This window comes from Bradyrhizobium sp. UFLA05-109 (assembly GCF_054185165.1).
Genome location: NZ_JBBIAR010000011.1, coordinates 86,500 through 103,588, shown reverse-complemented (window position 1 = coordinate 103,588; position 17,089 = coordinate 86,500). Strand labels below are relative to the sequence as shown.

General features: G+C 63.9%; 12 protein-coding genes. 4 read left to right on the top strand and 8 right to left on the bottom strand.

Annotation, left to right across the window (positions count from 1 at the left end):
• Positions 1-351: 351 nt before the first annotated feature.
• The 3 genes from nadA to nadC all read left to right on the top strand — a co-directional run bounded on the left by nadA (position 352) and on the right by nadC (position 4,039).
• Positions 352-1,458: a quinolinate synthase NadA gene (nadA, locus tag Q3C01_RS10365; protein WP_458145223.1), complete on the top strand. Its 1,107-nt coding sequence runs from the start codon at positions 352-354 to the stop codon at positions 1,456-1,458.
• A gap of 83 nt (positions 1,459-1,541) precedes the next feature.
• Positions 1,542-3,149 (top strand): L-aspartate oxidase, encoded by a 1,608-nt coding sequence (locus Q3C01_RS10360; RefSeq protein ID WP_458145222.1) that lies wholly within the window; start codon positions 1,542-1,544, stop codon positions 3,147-3,149.
• Between the two features lie 14 nt (positions 3,150-3,163).
• Positions 3,164-4,039, top strand: coding sequence for a carboxylating nicotinate-nucleotide diphosphorylase (nadC, locus tag Q3C01_RS10355; protein ID WP_458145221.1), 876 nt, complete (start codon positions 3,164-3,166; stop codon positions 4,037-4,039).
• Positions 4,040-4,042: 3 nt separating this feature from the next.
• Here nadC and Q3C01_RS10350 read toward each other — a convergent pair whose 3' ends face one another.
• The 5 genes from Q3C01_RS10350 to Q3C01_RS10330 form a co-directional block, all read right to left on the bottom strand.
• Positions 4,043-5,488, bottom strand: coding sequence for a cell wall hydrolase (locus Q3C01_RS10350; RefSeq protein WP_458145220.1), 1,446 nt, complete (start codon positions 5,486-5,488; stop codon positions 4,043-4,045).
• 655 nt (positions 5,489-6,143) lie between these two features.
• Positions 6,144-6,743 (bottom strand): TetR/AcrR family transcriptional regulator, encoded by a 600-nt coding sequence (locus Q3C01_RS10345; protein WP_458145219.1) that lies wholly within the window; start codon positions 6,741-6,743, stop codon positions 6,144-6,146.
• Between the two features lie 31 nt (positions 6,744-6,774).
• Entirely contained in the window at positions 6,775-9,915 is a 3,141-nt protein-coding gene (locus Q3C01_RS10340; RefSeq protein ID WP_458145218.1) for an efflux RND transporter permease subunit, read from the bottom strand.
• Positions 9,916-10,124: 209 nt separating this feature from the next.
• Positions 10,125-11,231: an efflux RND transporter periplasmic adaptor subunit gene (locus tag Q3C01_RS10335; RefSeq protein WP_458145217.1), complete on the bottom strand. Its 1,107-nt coding sequence runs from the start codon at positions 11,229-11,231 to the stop codon at positions 10,125-10,127.
• 278 nt (positions 11,232-11,509) lie between these two features.
• On the bottom strand, positions 11,510-12,853 hold the full coding sequence (locus tag Q3C01_RS10330; protein WP_458145216.1) for an MFS transporter: 1,344 nt from the start codon (positions 12,851-12,853) through the stop codon (positions 11,510-11,512).
• 80 nt (positions 12,854-12,933) lie between these two features.
• On the opposite strand from Q3C01_RS10330, the gene Q3C01_RS10325 reads away from it, so the two are divergent.
• Positions 12,934-13,362: a ribosomal maturation YjgA family protein gene (locus tag Q3C01_RS10325; protein WP_458145215.1), complete on the top strand. Its 429-nt coding sequence runs from the start codon at positions 12,934-12,936 to the stop codon at positions 13,360-13,362.
• A 78-nt stretch (positions 13,363-13,440) separates the two neighbouring features.
• On the opposite strand, the gene Q3C01_RS10320 is transcribed toward Q3C01_RS10325, so the two are convergent.
• From Q3C01_RS10320 to Q3C01_RS10310, 3 genes are all read right to left on the bottom strand, one after another.
• Positions 13,441-14,619, bottom strand: coding sequence for a winged helix-turn-helix domain-containing protein (locus Q3C01_RS10320; RefSeq protein ID WP_458145214.1), 1,179 nt, complete (start codon positions 14,617-14,619; stop codon positions 13,441-13,443).
• Between the two features lie 117 nt (positions 14,620-14,736).
• Entirely contained in the window at positions 14,737-14,982 is a 246-nt protein-coding gene (locus Q3C01_RS10315) for a hypothetical protein (RefSeq protein ID WP_458145213.1), read from the bottom strand.
• A 260-nt stretch (positions 14,983-15,242) separates the two neighbouring features.
• The gene (locus Q3C01_RS10310) at positions 15,243-16,664 is read right to left on the bottom strand and encodes a caspase family protein (RefSeq protein ID WP_458145212.1); all 1,422 of its coding nucleotides are present in this window, start codon (positions 16,662-16,664) and stop codon (positions 15,243-15,245) included.
• Positions 16,665-17,089 lie beyond the last annotated feature (425 nt).

Below are 17,089 nucleotides of genomic sequence, written 5' to 3'. Positions count from 1 at the left end.
CATTTTCCCTTTTCTGCGGTTGGCGGGGTCCGGAATAGGTCACCTCGCCGGATTGGGTTAATGCATTTGCATGAAAATCCCAAGAGGGAAGCGAACATTGCAGCCCTGCAAATCGCGCGCGGAGTACGCGCACGGGAATGTGTCCGGATGAGTCTGGCGGCCGGCAGCCTCCCGTGCTATGTTTGATCTGCTCATATTGAGCATATTAACGTGAGCCGCCGACTCTTCTCCGAGCTGCGGATGTTGTCCGGCAAAAGCTGATGCGGCTCCCAAACCCAACCGGCCTCGAAAGGCCGGATTTCTAACAGCCCACATATACTCATATTGAGTATATTTGAACGGGAGGCTTCGATGCCAATCTTTGGAATTTACGGCCCCGACGATTTTGCCAAGCGGCCGCAGGGCCACACCGCTCCCACCGCACGCAAGCCCGTCGGCAATCGCGGCCCTGCATTACCGCGGCCTTTGCTGGAATGGACACCGGAGGTCGAGCAGGCCACGGCGCATCTCTACGAGCGGGTGAGGCACGTGATCCCGTCGATCGAGTGGCCGCTGATGGCGCCGGCCATCAATGCGATCAACGAGCTGAAGCAGGCGCGCGGCGCGGTGATCCTCGCGCACAACTACCAGGCGCCCGAGATCTTTCATTGCGTCGCCGACATCGGCGGCGACTCGCTCCAGCTCGCGGTCGAGGCGACCAGGGTGAAGGCCGACATCATCGTGCAATGCGGCGTTCACTTCATGGCGGAGACGTCGAAGCTGCTCAATCCGGACAAGACGGTGCTGATCCCGGATTCCCGCGCCGGCTGTTCGCTCGCCGCCAGCATCACGGGCGCGGATGTGCGCCTGCTGCGCGAAAAATTTCCCGGCGTGCCCGTCGTCGCTTATGTCAACACCTCGGCCGAGGTGAAGGCGGAAGTCGACATCTGCTGTACCTCGTCGAACGCGGTGCAGGTGGTCGAAAGCCTGCGCGCGCCGAGCGTGATCTTCCTGCCCGACCAGTACCTCGCAAAGTACGTCGCCTCGAAGACTGACGTGAAGATCATCGCCTGGAAAGGCGCCTGCGAGGTGCATGAACGCTTCACCGGCGAGGAGTTGCGCAGCTTTCGCGAAGCCGATCCGTCCGTGCAGATCATCGCGCATCCGGAATGCCCGCCTGATGTTTTGGCGGAAGCCGATTTCACCGGCTCGACTGCCCACATGATCAACTGGGTGCGCGAGAAGCGGCCGAAGCGGCTCGTCATGATCACCGAATGCTCGATGGCCGACAATGTGCGCGCCGAGCTGCCCGAGGTCGAGATGTTGCGCCCCTGCAATCTCTGCCCACACATGAAGCGCATCACTCTGTCCAACATTTTGGACAGCCTGCTGACGCTCAGTGAGGAGGTGACGATAGATCCCGCCATCGCCGAACGCGCCCGGCGTTCCGTCGAGCGGATGATCAATTTGAAGAACTAGCGCAACACACGAAGCCGTCGTCCCGGACAAGCGAACGAAGTGAGCGCTGATCCGGGACGACAGTTGAGTGAATGGAGACAGCCATGCCAAACACCATCCACAACCTCACCCGTACCACCGACGACGTCGTCATCGTCGGCGGCGGCCTCGCCGGGCTGTTCTGTGCGCTAAAGCTGGCGCCGCGACCCGTGACGCTGATCTCGGCCGCGCCGCTCGGACAGGGCGCATCAAGCACCTGGGCGCAAGGCGGAATCGCGGCAGCCGTCGGCGAAGGCGACAACCCGGAGGCGCATGCTGCCGATACCGTCGCGGTCGGCGGCGGTCTCGTCGATGAAGACGTCGCGCTCGGAATCGCACGCGAAGCAGCGCCACGCATTCACGATCTCCTCAGCTACGGCGTCCCCTTTGACCGCGATCTCGAGGGCAGGCTCGCCGTGGGGCGCGAAGCCGCGCATTCGGCCCGGCGCATCGTGCATGTGCGCGGTGACATGGCGGGCGCGGCGATCATCGCGGCGCTCAGCGAGGCCGTGCGGCGCACGCCGTCGATCCGTCTGATCGAAGGCCTTGTCGCCGAGGCGCTGCTGACCGAGGACGGCGCCGTCACCGGATTGCAGCTCCGCGACGCCAGCAATCCGGCGGCACGCCCCGTCATTATCGCTTCTCCCGCAGTGGTTCTGGCAACCGGTGGCATCGGCCATCTCTACGCCGTCACGACCAATCCACTGGAAGCAAGCGGATCAGGGCTCGCGATCGCGGCACGGGCCGGAGCCGTCATCGCCGATCCGGAGTTCGTTCAGTTCCATCCGACCGCCATCATGTCCGGCCGCGATCCAGCGCCGCTTGCGACCGAAGCGCTGCGCGGCGAAGGCGCAACGCTGATCAACGGCAAAGGCGAACGCTTCATGACGGCACGCCATCCGCTCGCCGAGCTGGCGCCGCGCGACATCGTCGCGCGCGGCGTGTTCGCGGAGATCGCGGCAGGCCGCGGCGCGTTCCTCGATGCGCGGGAAGCGTTGGGTGCGCGCTTCGCCGAAAGATTCCCGACCGTCCATGCAAGCTGCATCGCGGCAGGCCTCGATCCGGCAACGAAGCCGATCCCGATTGCGCCCGCCGCGCACTACCACATGGGCGGCATCGCGGTGGATGCCCGCGGCCGCACGTCCATCGACGGGCTCTGGGCCGGCGGCGAGGTCTCGTCGACTGGCGCGCATGGCGCCAACCGGCTCGCCTCGAACTCGCTGCTGGAGGCCGTCGTCTATGCCGCGCGCATCGCGGAGGACATCGCCGGCCGCGCAATCCCCTCACCGGCCCGGCCGCCGGAAGCGCTGGTGATGCCCCGCAATGCCGCCATCGACAAGCGAGCCGAGACCAGCCTGCGCGCCATGATGGCGGCGCATGTCGGCGTGATCCGCGATCACAACGGGCTTGCAGAGGCCGTGCAATATTTCGCGGCGCTCGAACGCGATGCCGGCAGCGTTGCGCTTCGCAACATGGCGACCACGGCGCTTCTCGTCGCAGCATCCGCCTTCACGCGGCACGAGAGCCGCGGCGCGCATTTCCGCTCCGACCATCCGGCCGAGGCGCCTGCCTTCGCAGAGCGAACCATGACGACACTCGCCGCGGCGATCGAGGTCGCCGAAGCGCTGACCGAACAACCTGCGCGGCGGGCGGCGCAAGCCATGATCGCCTGACGGAGACCCTTGTCATGACCCCAGCTTCCCTGCTCCATCCCGATGCTTTCCTGTCGCCGCTCGCGATCGATGAGGCCGTGCACCGCGCACTCGACGAGGATCTCGGTCGGGCCGGCGACATCACCTCGCTTGCGACGATCCCCGAGGCCAACACGGCTCACGCGATCCTGGTCGCGCGTCAGACCGGCGTGATCGCTGGACTGCCGTTGGCGCTGGCAACGCTGCTAAAGCTCTCCGACGCGGTCGAAGTGCAGGCCCACGTCCGCGATGGCGCGAAAGTGAAGGCCGGACAGCGCGTGCTGACGATCACCGGCGCCGCTCGCGCCATTCTCACGGCCGAGCGGACCGCGCTGAACTTCGTTGGCCGGCTCTCCGGCATCGCAACGCTGACGGCCGACTACGTCCGCCAGACCGAAGGCAGCAAGATGCGGATCTGCTGCACGCGCAAGACCACGCCTGGGCTGCGTGCGCTGGAGAAATACGCTGTGCGCTGCGGCGGTGGCTTCAACCACCGCTTCGGCCTGGATGATGCGATCCTGATCAAGGACAACCATATCGCAGTCGCCGGCGGCATCCGCCCCGTGCTGGAGCGCGCCCGCAGCCATGCCGGCCATCTCGTGAAGATCGAGATCGAGGTCGACACGCTGGCGCAACTGCGCGAGGTGCTGGACGCTGGCCTTGCCGATGCGGTGCTGCTCGACAACATGGATACCACCACGTTGCGTGAAGCTGTGAAACTGGCGGCCGGCCGCGTCGCGCTGGAAGCGTCCGGAGGTGTCACGCTGGGCTCGATTGCAGAGATCGCGGCCACCGGCGTCGACTACGTCTCGTCCGGCGCGCTGACGCACTCAGCGGCGAACTTCGACTGCGCGCTGGATATCGAGGCGTGAGCGCTATCGCCGCTCGGACGCGCCGAGCTCGGCCGAGCTCTTGGCTTCCAGCACGAGCTCGGCTGAGAGTGCGGCGGTCTGCGCCGGCGTGCCCCAGCTTGGCTCCTCGCTACCGTCGCCCCAGGCGCGCGGCCGGTAGAAGGTGTGCACGCCGAACTTGTACATCTTCTTCATCTCGGCGACCCAGGACGGGCGCACCCAATAGGCGTGATAGTGCGTCGACTTGCCGACCTCGGGCAGCCAGATCTGACCGTCGAGCGTTGCTTTCGCGATCTTCTTGGCGCGCTCCCACATGTCGGGCTCGCGGATCACGTCGGGATTGTTGTCGCAGGCGAAGGTGAACTGGCAGGCGAAGTGGCGGTATTTGTTCTGATAGACCACCCCGCAGACAGTGTCCGGATATTTGCCGGAGAACACGCGGTTCATCACCACCTGCGCAACCGCCATCTGGCCACGCACGGCCTCGCCGCGCGACTCGAAGTACACGGCTTCAGCCAGGCACTTCTCTGACTTGGCGCGCGACTTCTCGTCGAGGGCGAGCCGTTCGGCCGGCGACCTGACGCGCTGGTCGTCGGCGTTGACCTCGCCCTTGGGCGCAACGCTCTCGCCGCTCTCGGTTGCCGTTGCGACCTCCTCCGACGGCGGCGGCAGCGAGGCCATCACCTTCATGTCGGGGTCCGGCATCACGATCAGCGGCTCGGCGCCCGGCTGCCAGCTCTCCATGCTCTCGAGGCTCCCGCCGAGCGACGAGCTGCCGAAGAACAGGTTCGACGTCTTGACGCCGAAAGGATCGCGCGCCGGCGCGGCCGGGACTCCCTTCAAATCGTTGAGCGGCTGGCCCGCAAGCGGCAGCGCCGTGTCGCTTGCCGATGGCGCGCCCGAATATTGCGGCAGCGGCGGCGCGCGCAGCGCCTCCTCGAGTTCGGGATCAAGCGCGGCCGCGGACTCCGGCGACATCGCCTGCGGCAACGCAGCCGTCTTGGCGCCAAAGACCGAGCTGTTCGATGTGGCGGGATCCTGCACGGCGGGCGCCGCGGACGGCGCGGCCGGCTCAGCCGGCGCGGGGGTGGCCGTCGCGAGACGGTCGCCCTTTAGCGTGCGATCCACGCGCGGAAAATCGGCGGCCTGATAGCGCGGCGGCGTCTGGAGCGCCGGATTGCGCGAGATGCTGCCCGTGACGTCGCGATCGTCCAGGCTCGCGAGGCGGTAGCTGGCGCTCTGCGGAACCGAGGTTCCGATCGGACGGGCAAAGGTGTAGGTGGCGAGCTGGATCGAGGACGCCGCGGAAAATACCTGCCTCTGCCAACGCTCGGCGACGCCGGGTTGGCGCGCCAGCAGCGAAGCAATGTCCTGATATCCGGTCTCTCTCGGCATCAATGCGAAGATGCAGAGACCGATGCCGAAGGACGCGAACCGCGCGCCCTTCGGATGGTTACGCAACACAAACATCGATACGCTCACGCAACGCTTACGCTAGAGAAGATCGAACGCAGTGCGTCCGTGCAATTCGATCCTTTTTGTTGTTATCTAATTTAGGTTGCCGGGGAGTTAATCGACGTTGCGCGTACGCTACACTCAAGCAATCGCAGTTGTTTTCACGGTGCGATCGGGCGCGTTGGTAAATGCGACCTCACGCGAAGAGGTAAACGCCTCGTCAATGCATATGGTGAAGGAACTCTTCACGCGGCGTGTCATTACGGGACTTGGCTCAACAGACGCCGTCATTGCGCGCAACGTACTTCCACATAACCACTGTCATTCCCCGTGAAGGCGAAGGCGGGGAATCCAGTACGCCGCAGCTTCTCCGTGTACGTCACTGTCTCTGAAATACTGGATCGCCCGCCCCAGTGCGCAATTGCGCACGAGGCGGGCGATGACAGCGAGAGTATGGGACGCGCGCGCAACGATCTCGTCATTGCTTGCGAGCGCAGCGAAGCAATCCAGACTGTCTCCGCGGCGGGATTTCTGGATTGCTTCGCTGCGCTCGCAATGACGGAGTTTGCTGGTCCGTGTTGCGCGCCAATCGCCTGTCATTCCGGCGAGGTCCGCAAGACCGACCCCATCATGACGTTCAGCTTGCTCATAGGAGCAATTGCACCACGCTTCAGTGACGCGGCGACAGGCCTGCGATGACGAAATCGATCATCTGATCGATCGTGGGGCCCGGCTTGGTGGCACACTGGGCGATCATCTGAGGGTGGAAGAAGCGCATCATCGCGGTGCAGGCGCAAAGCGAGGCCAGCTGGAGGTCTGGCGCCTCGAATTCGCCGGAGGCGGCACCTTGTGCGATCATCTGGCCGATGATCGCGGCGATGCACTCCATATGGGCGACGCAGACGTCCCAGTCCTCCTGCATCGCGATCTCGACCATCTCATGCAGCTTGGAATCACCGACATAACGCTCGGTGTTCATGCGATGGATGGTCGTCAGAAGCTGACGGAAGCGGTCCCGCACCGGGCCGGGCTGAGCCACGATCCGATGCGCCTCCAGCTCGACCTCGCCCATCAGCGAGCGCGCCACGGCCTGATGAATCGCCTTCTTCGATTCGAAGAAGCGATAGACGTTGGCCGGGCTCATCCGCAGCTCTTTGGCGATGTCGCCGACAGTGGTCTTCTGGTAGCCGATCTGGCGGAACAGCCGCTCGGCCACCTCGAGGATACGCTCCCGGGTGTCGCCTTCGATATGTTCCGAAACCAGTGTCATCTGTCGAGACTCGTCAAAACTCACTCTTCATTTATTCAGCAGCTTCAGCAAGCGGAAATGCTGGCTCGGCATCGCTGCCATGCTGCGGTGCAGCTTCCGGCTGCTCGGCAGTTCCAGCCTCGTCGAGGCTCTTGCGGAACCAGAGGGCATAGAGGCCCGGCAGGTACAGGAGCGTCAGGAAGGTCGCAACGAACAATCCGCCCATGATGGTGATCGCCATCGGGCCCCAGAACGCCGAGCGCGACAGCGGGATCATGGCAAGGATCGCGGCGAGCGCGGTCAGCACCACCGGGCGTGCACGCCGGACGGTCGCCTCCACGATCGCCTCGCGCCGGGTCAGGCCATGGGAGACGTCGGTCTCGATCTGGTCGACCAGGATGACCGTGTTGCGCATGATCATACCGGCGAGCGCGATCAGGCCGAGCAGCGCCACGAAGCCGAAAGGCTGGTTGGCGACGTTGAGCCCGAGCGACGCACCGACGATGCCGAGGGGCGCGGTGAGGAACACCAGGATCAGGCGCGAGAAGCTCTGAAGCTGGATCATCAACAGCGTCAGCATCACCATGACCATCACCGGGAAGAGGATGAAGATCGAGGCATTGCCCTTGGCGGATTCCTCGAACGCGCCACCCGGCTCAATGCGGTAGGCCGGCTCGAGGTAGTCCTTGATCTGTTGCAGTTTCGGCGTGATCTGGCTGGTCACGTCGGGCGCCTGGACGCCGTCGACGACGTCGGAGCGCACGGTGATCGCCATGTCGCGGTTGCGCCGCCACAGGATCGGCTCCTCGTGGGAATACTCGATCTTGGCGATCTGCTGGAGCGGAACCGCAACGCCATTGCGCGAGGTGATGGTGAGATCGCCGACATGGGCGAGATCAAGCCGCTCGGACGGGATTGCACGGGCGACCACGCCGACCTTCTCGATGCCGTCACGCACGGTCGTCACCTGTGCGCCGGAGATCAGCATCGCGAGTGACTGCGAGACCTCCTGCGGAGTGAGGCCCATGGCACGCGCGCGGTCCTGGTCGACGACGAGCTTGAGATAGGGCGACTGCTCGTTCCAGTCGAGCTGCACGTCCTTGACGTTCTTATTCTGCCGCATGACGTCGCGCACCTGGTACGCGATCTCGCGCACCTTTTGCGGATCAGGTCCGATCACGCGGAACTGCACGGGGAAGCCGACGGGCGGACCGAAATTGAAGCGGTCGACGCGGACGCGGGCTTCGTTGAGCGCACCATCGGCCACTGCATTCTCGATCTTGGCCTTGACGCGCTCGCGCGCCTTGACACCCTTGGCAACGACGACGATCTCGGCAAAGGCCTCGTTCGGCAGTTGCGGATTGAGGCCGAGCCAGAAGCGCGGCGAGCCCTGCCCGACATAGGCGGTGTAGGTCGCGATGTCCTGATCATCCTTCAGCAGCTTCTCGGCGTCCTTCACCGCCTTTTCGGTGACGTTGAAGGCGGTGCCTTCCGGCAGGCGGAGCTGGAGGAACAACTCGGGCCGCTCGGACAGCGGGAAGAATTGCTGCTGCACATGGCCGAAGCCGACGATCGAGGCGACGAAGACGCCGACGGTCGCCACCACCACCGTGATACGGTGGTTGACGCACCACTGCACGATGGCGCGAAGGCCGCGATACATCCGCGTCTCATAGACCGCGTGCGGATCGTGGCTGTGATGCACCTTCATGTTGGGCAACAGCTTGACGCCGATATAGGGCGTGAAGATCACAGCGACGAACCATGATGCGACCAGTGCGATCGCCACGATCCAGAAGATGCTGCCGGCATATTCGCCGACCGCCGAATTGGCAAAGCCGATGGGGAGGAAGCCTGCGGCCGTGACCAGCGTTCCCGTGAGCATCGGAAACGCAGTCGATTCCCAGGCAAAGGACGCGGCGCGGATGCGGTCCCAGCCCTGTTCCATCTTCACCACCATCATCTCGACCGCGATGATGGCGTCGTCGACCAAAAGGCCGAGCGCGATGATCAGCGCGCCGAGCGAGATGCGGTGCAGGTCGAGCGACATCGCGTTCATGACGATGAAGACGATGCCGAGCACCAGCGGCACCGACAGCGCGACCACGATGCCGGTGCGCCAGCCGAGCGCGACGAAAGAGACGAACAAGACGATCGCGAGCGCCTCGACGAAGGAATGCACGAACTCGCCGACCGCGTGCTCGACCACGTTGGGCTGGTCGGCGATCAGCTCGACGTCGATGCCCTGCGGCACCGCCTTCATGAACTCGCTGGTCGCCTTCTCGACGTCCTTGCCGAGCTCGAGGATGTTGGCGCCCTTGGCGGTGACGACGCCGATACCGATCGCGGGCTTGCCTTCCTGGCGCACGACGAAGCTGGGTGGATCGACATAGCCATGCGTGACGGTCGCGATGTCGCCGAGGCGGAACACGCGGCCGTTGCTCTCGACCGGCGTTTCGGCAACAGCCTTGGCACCATCGAGCGCACCGGTGACGCGCAGCGGCACGCGCTGTGACGACGTTTCGACCGTGCCGGCGGGGGTCACGTTGTTCTGCTTGGCAAGCGAATCGAACAGCGCCTGCGGCGTGATGCCGAGGGTTGCGAGCTTGGCGTGCGAGAACTCGACATAGATGCGCTCGTCCTGCGTGCCGTAGACGTCGACCTTGGTCACGCCGGGAACTTTAAGGAGGCGCTGACGGAAACCCTCAGCGGTCTTCTTCAGCTGCGCATAATCGGCGCCGTCGCCGGTCATCATGTAGAGAATGGAATCGACGTCGGAGAACTCATCGTTGACGACGGGTCCGAGAATGCCCGACGGCAACTGGCCCTGAACGTCGACGAGCTTCTTGCGCAAGAGATAGAAAAGATACGGCACGTCCTTCGGCGGCGTGTTGTCGCGGAAGGTCACCTGCATCGCGGTGAAAGCTGGCTTCGAGTAGGTCTGCACCTTCTCGAAATAGGGCAGCTCCTGAAGCTTCTTCTCGATGGGATCGGCGACCTGGGTCTGCATCTCCTGCGCGGTCGCGCCCGGCCACATGACCGAGACGTTGACTACCTTCACCGTGAAGAACGGATCCTCGGCGCGCCCGAGCTTCTGATAGGAGAAGAAGCCGGCGACGCCGAGCACGATCATCAGGAACAGGACCAGCGTCGGATGGCTGACGGCCCAGGCCGAAAGGTTGAAGCGCTTCATCGCACTCTCCAGAGGTGACCTATTTCCAACCACCTGTTGAAACCCGCCATTGCGAGGTAGCGAAGCGATCCAGGGGGCTGGGCAGGTTCTGGATCACTTCGCCGCTTCCTCCGTCGCATTCGCGCGACGGCCGAAACTCACCTCGCAATGACGGAACTCTCTATTGTTTGAGCATGCCCCTTAAAACCGGGGTCATGCTCGTTCCGTCGTCAGAAAGAAAGCGAGGACACGATCCGGACTTTCTGGTTCGGATCTAGCTTTTGCACGCCGAGCGCGACGATCTTCGCGCCCTCTTCCACGCCACTGGCGATGACGACGTCGTTGCTCTCGTAGGATTTGACCACGACGGGCTTCAGCGTCACCGCGCCGTTGTCGTCGACGACGTAGAAGGACGGCTTGCCGCCTTCGTTGAACAGCGCCGACAGCGGCAGCCGCGCAACGCGCTCGGTCGCGGCATCCGACAGCGTCAGTGTCGCCGTCATGCCGAGCGCGACCTTGTCGTCAGCTTCCGGCAGCGAGAATTTAGCAAGGTAGGTCCGCGTGGCGGGATCGGCAGCAGGCGCGATCTCGCGCAGCCTGGCGACGTACTTCTTGTTCGGCTCCGACCAAAGAGTGACGCTGGCGACGCCCGACTTGGCGCGCCCGACCAGCGTCTCAGGGATCGCGACGACCGCTTCCTTCTCGGCAAAGCGGGCGACACGGATCGAAGCCTGGCCCGCGGCGACCACCTGGCCGGGCTCGATCAGCGTTGCGGTGACGACGCCGCGGGCGTCGGCATTGAGCGTCGCGTAGGAAAGGGAATTTTTGGTCAGTTCGACCGAGCGCTCGGCGCGATTCAATCGCGCGCGGGCCTCGTCGGCGGCGGCGCGGCTTGAATCCATCTGCGCGTCGGTGGTCCAGCCCTTGGCCTTCAGATCCTTGGCGCGCTGCTCGGCGGCGGCGGCCTGAGCGAGCACACCGGTCGCAGCGGTCTGCTCGGCCACGGCTTGCTCCGCCTGGAGCTTCAGATCAACTTCATCCAGTGTCGCGAGCGGCTGGCCCTCTTCGACCGTCTGCCCGACCTCGACCAGGCGCTTGGCGACCTTCCCGGCGACGCGGAAACCGAGGTCGCTCTCGATCCGGGGCCTGACGGTACCGACGAAGCTGCGCTCCGGCGTGTCGGCCTCGTAATGGGCGTTGGCGACCAGCACCGGCCGCGGCGGCTCGGCTTTTTGCGCCACGGTGTCATTGCATCCGGCCAGTGCCACGGCCATCAGGGCCAGCGAAGCACCTGCCAAGAGCCTGGAATAGCTCGACAAAATCGACCGGACGAACATCGGACACTCCTGCGGCTGTGTTCCGGAGAAATGTCGACTAATCACTGATAAAAGTCAATAATCGTCAGTCATCAGGAAAGCGTGATCGTTAAGGGATGGTAAGGAGGTAAAATCGGTCAAAGGGTTAGCTTTGGTGTGACGTCTGGTCGCGTAAGCGGCGCGCGAGAAGCTACGTCACGTCGGGAGTCATTCCGGGGCGCGCGAAGCGCGAACCCGGAATCTCGAGATTCCGGGTTCGGTGCTGCGCACCACCCCGGAATGACTTGATAAGCGGCCCCTCACCGCCCCCCTTCGGCAAACTCGTGCTCGCTCTCGTGGCCGCCGACAAACACCAGGATGCCGGCGATCAGAGGCAGGATCGCCAGGACCAGGAGGCCGGTCGAGGTCTGGCCCGTCGCTTCCTTGACCCAGCCGATCAGATAGGGCCCGGCGAAGCCGGCGAGGTTACCAATCGAGTTGATCAGAGCGATCGCGCCGGCGGCCGCCATGCCGGAGAGCCAGGCGGTCGGCAGGGTCCAGAACACGCCGAAGCAGCAGAATACGCCGATCGCGGCCACCGTCAGCGCCACCATCGTCAGGGTGGGATCGGTGAGATAGGAGGAGACGCCGAGTGCGACGGCGGTGAGCAGCAGCGGCGCGCCGACATGCATCACGCGCTCGCGCGTGGCGTCGGAATGCCGCGCCCACAGGATCATCGCGATAGTGCCGAACAAATACGGGATCGCGGTGACGAAGCCGGTCTGCGCATTGGTGAGGCCAAAGGCCTTCACGATCTGCGGCAGCCAGAACTGCATGCCGTAGAGCGCACCAACGAAGCCGAAGTAGATCAGGCTGAGTGCAATCACCTTCGGTGAGGACAAGGCTTCGCCGAGCGAGAGGTGTTTCACAGCCTGCTTGGCCGCCACTTCCGAATCAAGCCTGGCCTTGAGCCACGCCTTCTGCTCGGCCGACAGCCAGTCCGCCTTCTCCGGCTTGTCCGTGAGATAGAACCAGGTGACGATGCCGAGCAGCACCGACGGCACGCCCTCGATGATGAAGAGCCACTGCCAGCCCTGCAAGCCCAGCACACCGTCAAGCCCGAGCAGCAGGCCCGAGATCGGCGCGCCGATCACGGTCGACACCGGCACCGCGATGGCAAAGGCCGCGAGGAAGCGCGCGCGATATTCGGCTGGGTACCAATAGGTGAGATAGAGGATGATGCCGGGGAAGAAGCCAGCTTCGGCGACACCGAGCAGGAAGCGCAGGACGTAGAAGCTGGTGACGCCGTTGACCGTCGCCATCAGCGCCGAAATGATGCCCCAGGTCACCATGATGCGGGCGATCCAGCGGCTCGCGCCGAACCTCTCCAGCGCCAGGTTGCTCGGCACCTCGAAGATGAAATAGCCGATGAAGAAGATGCCGGCGCCCCAGGAGAAGATCAGCGGCGTGAACTTCAATTCCGCATTCATGGTCAGCGCGGCGAAGCCGAGATTCACGCGATCGAGGTAGGAAAAGAAGTAAGCCAGCACCAGGAATGGAATCAGGCGCCAGGAGATGGCGCGGATGGTCGAGGTCTCAATCGCGCTCTTGTTAGGGTTCTTGGCGGTGTTTGCGGAACCGGTAATGGTGGTGGTCTGGCTCATGGCGTCCCCCCTAGTTTGTTGCTTTTCTCAGCCTGAGGGCGGTTTTGAGCATCGCGGCGAAAGAGTCAATGGAGCGAGCAATGCATGGTACGCAATCGACCAACCCTGTTGCGCCGTTGCGGGTGCCGCTGACCCGCGCCGCCCTCGCCCTCATCGTGATCGCATGCGGCCTCTCCCTGCGCTGGTACGGTTTTCCGCTTGGGCTGCCGGCCTTCATCGTGAAATATGGCGGCTCGCTGCTCTGGGCGACCATGGTGTTTTTCCTGGTCGCAGCCGTGCTGCCGCGCTTGACGCGGACGCGAGTTGCGGTCATTGCGGCAGCGATTGCGATCGTCGTCGAACTGTCCCGGCTGGTGCATACGCCCTGGCTCGATGCGTTCCGCCTCACGACCGCCGGCGCGCTGCTCCTGGGGCGTATCTTTTCGCTGTGGAATATCGTCGCCTACGCGATCGGTATTGTGTTTGGCGCCTGGATCGACCGCCTCGTTGCGCTGCGTAGGATGGGTTAGCCAAAGGCGTGACCCACCGCGGTTCGTCCACGCGGAAGCTGAAGTGGTGGGTTAGCTTCGCTAACCCACCCTACCCGACTACGAACCCGCATCCTGCTCCGCCAATTGAAAGCAGGCAAAACGATCGAGTTCATCTTCGATCCTGTGCTTAAGCTCCTTGCGGCCGGCCGTCTTCTTGCCGTTGCCGACCCAGGTCCATTTCTGCATCAGGACTTTCTTGTTCTGCCGGTCGGCCTTCAAATCGAGCGCGGCGACGATCTCGTCGCCGACGAGCACGGGTAGCGCGAAATAGCCGAGCTTGCGCTTGGCCTTCGGCACATAGGCTTCAAAGAGGTGATTGTAGCCGAAGATGAGGTTGGTGCGCTTGCGCTGGATGATCAGGGGATCGAACGGCGAGAGGATGTGCACGAGATCCGGCGGCGCGCCCTTGCCGGGCTCCAGCGCTGACGGCGCTGCCCAATGCTCCTGCTTGCCCGCACCTTCCAAGGCGAGCGGCACGAGATCGCCGCGTCGGACCCGTGATGCGATCAGGCGCGCCACCGCCCTCTTGCTGGGCGCGTCGAGATGGCAGATCGAATCGAGGCTCACGAGCCCTTGCGACCGCAGCGCGCGGTCGAGCAGGTAGTTCATACTGTCCTTCGCGGAGGCCGGCTTCGGGAGCTTGTCCCAACCGAAATGGCGCGTCATCAGCTCATAGGTCTTGAGCATGCCCTGGCGTTCGCTGATCGTGACGACGCCGGTGTAGAAGGCGAGTTGCAGCGCCCGCTTCGAGGGCTTGCGGCTCTGCCACAGATGCTCCTTCTCGGTGAGGACGTCGTCCTCGATGTCGCGGATCGTCAGCGGGCCGGCTCGCACCAGCCGCATCACCTTGCGCATGTCGGCCGGTGTCACCGACGCATACCATTTGTGTCCGTCGCGCCGGTGCTCGCGCATTGCTGGCAGGAAGAAGCGGAAGTCGCTCGTCGGCACATAAGACAGCGCATGCGTCCAGTATTCGAACACGCTCCTGTCGACGCTCTGGGCGTGGCGCAGATCGGCCCGGCGATAGGACGGGATACGGCTGTAGAGAATGTGGTGATGACAGCGCTCGATGACGTTGATGGTGTCAATCTGCACATAGCCCAGATGGGCGATGGCATCGGCGACCGCTTGTGCGCCCACGCCGAAAGGCTCGCGGGTGTCGAGCCGCTGCGCGTGCAGCCAGATCTGCCGCGCCTGTGACGTCTGAAGCGGGAGTGGTTTGGGTGTGCGGGGCATTGCGAGCGCAATGTAGCGGGATTCGCAAGGAGGCAAAGAAACAACGGCAAAGAAAAAGCCGCACTGCCACCTGCTGACAGCGCGGCCGGACCCGGCACGAACGCCGGTGCGCCCGGCTCAAGGGCCGCGCTTCGATCCCTTGGCGCGGTCGCCGACGCTGCCGGTCGCGATATCAGGCTCGCAGGCGGCCCTGCCGCGGTCGGTCGCCTGGCAGCGATACACGCTGCCGGTCAGGCGGTCGACCAGCCACATATTGTCCTCGGTCACGCCTTCCAAGCCGACATAGCGATTGGTGAGACCTGTGACCAGTGTCGATAGCAGGATCGCGACGGCGATCATCGCCGCGCCAATGTAGATGGGCATTGAACTCTGCGAAGTCGTCCGATCCGGCGGGCCGCCACGATAGAACTGATACTCACTCGGCCTTGGCACTGTTCGGAACCGGCTCCCTTCGCGTGGCCAGCGTTTGTTCTGGGGTGAGGGAGTTTGCTAAGCGCCCATCTGGCCGATTTCTTGTTCGCAGCCGGGCCGCGCGACGACCGCTTTGCGACCATCGTCGAGCAAGGTTGCCAAAACGAAGAAGCGGCCCGGATCGGGCCGCCTTTGCTTCGCCTGTTTGCCTGTCAGCGGCGGCCGAACAATCCGCCCATCATGCCGCCGAAGAGGCCGCCGGGGCCGCCCATCGGGCCTCCCCCGCCGCCGCCGCCACTACTATAATAGCGTCGACCACCACCACCGGAGGAGCGCCTGCGCGCTGGCTCCTCGTCCGCCGACTCGGAGGAGGCAGAGCGGGTCGAGATAATCTCCGACTGCAGGGCCTTGTGCTGCAACTTGTTGAGGTAGCCGGTGGCGGGATAGCCACGCGCCGCCTGCCAGCGCTTGATCACAGAGCGGGTCTCTTCGTCGAACTTTCCGGTCGCCTTGACGTCAAAACCGAGCCCGGTGAGGCGGCGCTGCACGTCGCGGCGCTGATTTTTGTCGAGACCGATCTGGTCTTCGGTGACCTGACTGGCTTCCTCGGTAAAGGTGGCGGGATCGACCCCGGCCGTCAGGTTGCGCGTGGTGTTCGAAGGACCGTCCTGCAACGCCGCAATGCGAGCCAGGGCAATCGCTTTGAACGTGCCGTTCGGATAGTTGGTGAGATAGGCGTTGAGCTCTTCCACCTTGTTGGAATCCTTGATCGAGCGCCAGAACTCGAGCTCGACGTCGGAGCCCTGCTTGGTCGAAGCAGATGCCGATGCGCTCGGGCCATCGCCCTCCGCGACAGCCGGCACACCCACCGGATTGAGATAGACGTTGCCGGTGAGGTTGGTGTGCCCCCAGGGCAATTGCCCCTTGTTGGTCTCGTCGCTGACCTGGGCACGGACCTTGGTCATCGCCTGCTGGATCTCAAGGCCGGGCTGGGCAATGTTGGCCACGAGCGCGCGGGTAAACGGACTGTTGGTGCCGGCTTCGCCATCGAGAGCGGTCTGGCCAGGGCCGGTGGCAAACGCGATCAGCGTACCCTCGCCCGATTTCATCTCGGCAAGGCCGGTCTGCACGTTGACCGAGCGCGTCGCCTTGGCCGAACGAATCTTTGCCGCAAACGGGTTGTCACGGCAGGCATCCAGGAACACGAGCTTCACCTTGGCATCCGACATGGTCTGCTCGAGCGTGACGTCGACATTGATCGCCGCGCCCAGCTTGACGTCCATCTCGGATTTCAGGTCGGCGTCGATCGGTAACAGGTAATTGACGCCGTTCACTGCGATACCGTGGCCGGCATAGAAGAACACGGCCACGTCGGCGCCTTCACTCTTCTTGCCGAACTCCAGGAGCTTTGCCGTCATGGCGTCGCGGGTGAGGTTGGAGCCCTCGACGACATCGAAGCCGACATTGCGCAGCACCCTGGCCATCGCCTTGGAATCGATCGCCGGGTTGGGGAGCTGCGGGACATTCTTGTAGGCGGCGTTGCCGACCACGAAGGCGACGCGCTTGTCGGCGAAGGCTGCGTTGCCGCTGACGAGAAATGCTGCGATTGAAATTGCTGCGAACAAGAAGCGCATGATCATTCTCCCCTGATCCAAACTTCCTCGCTGCCCTCGGATCGACTTGAGCCGATCCGATAACAGCAATCTGATCCAGTCCACGGCCAACCACTGTGATCTGGATCACTCGGGGATTTCTGCTGCTCGAACCGAGCTGGACGACGCTGCGACGTCTACTTTTCGGGCTGCTGACACAGCGGCAATAACGGCGGGTGACGAGCAATGGCAGAAAGGACGAGCAATAGCAGAAAGAATGGACCCGCCGGCGCGAGGAGTCCAGCGGGCCCGAGTCCTGGCGCCGCAAACGATCCAAAATAGTCAACGGCCGATCAGCCGCGCTTTTTCGAAGCTCGAAAGAGACAGGCGTGCTTCCCGACCAACGAAGAGTCCCTCTCTAGTCGGTGTAGGTCGCCGCCACCAACCAACATGCGATTGGATGCTGG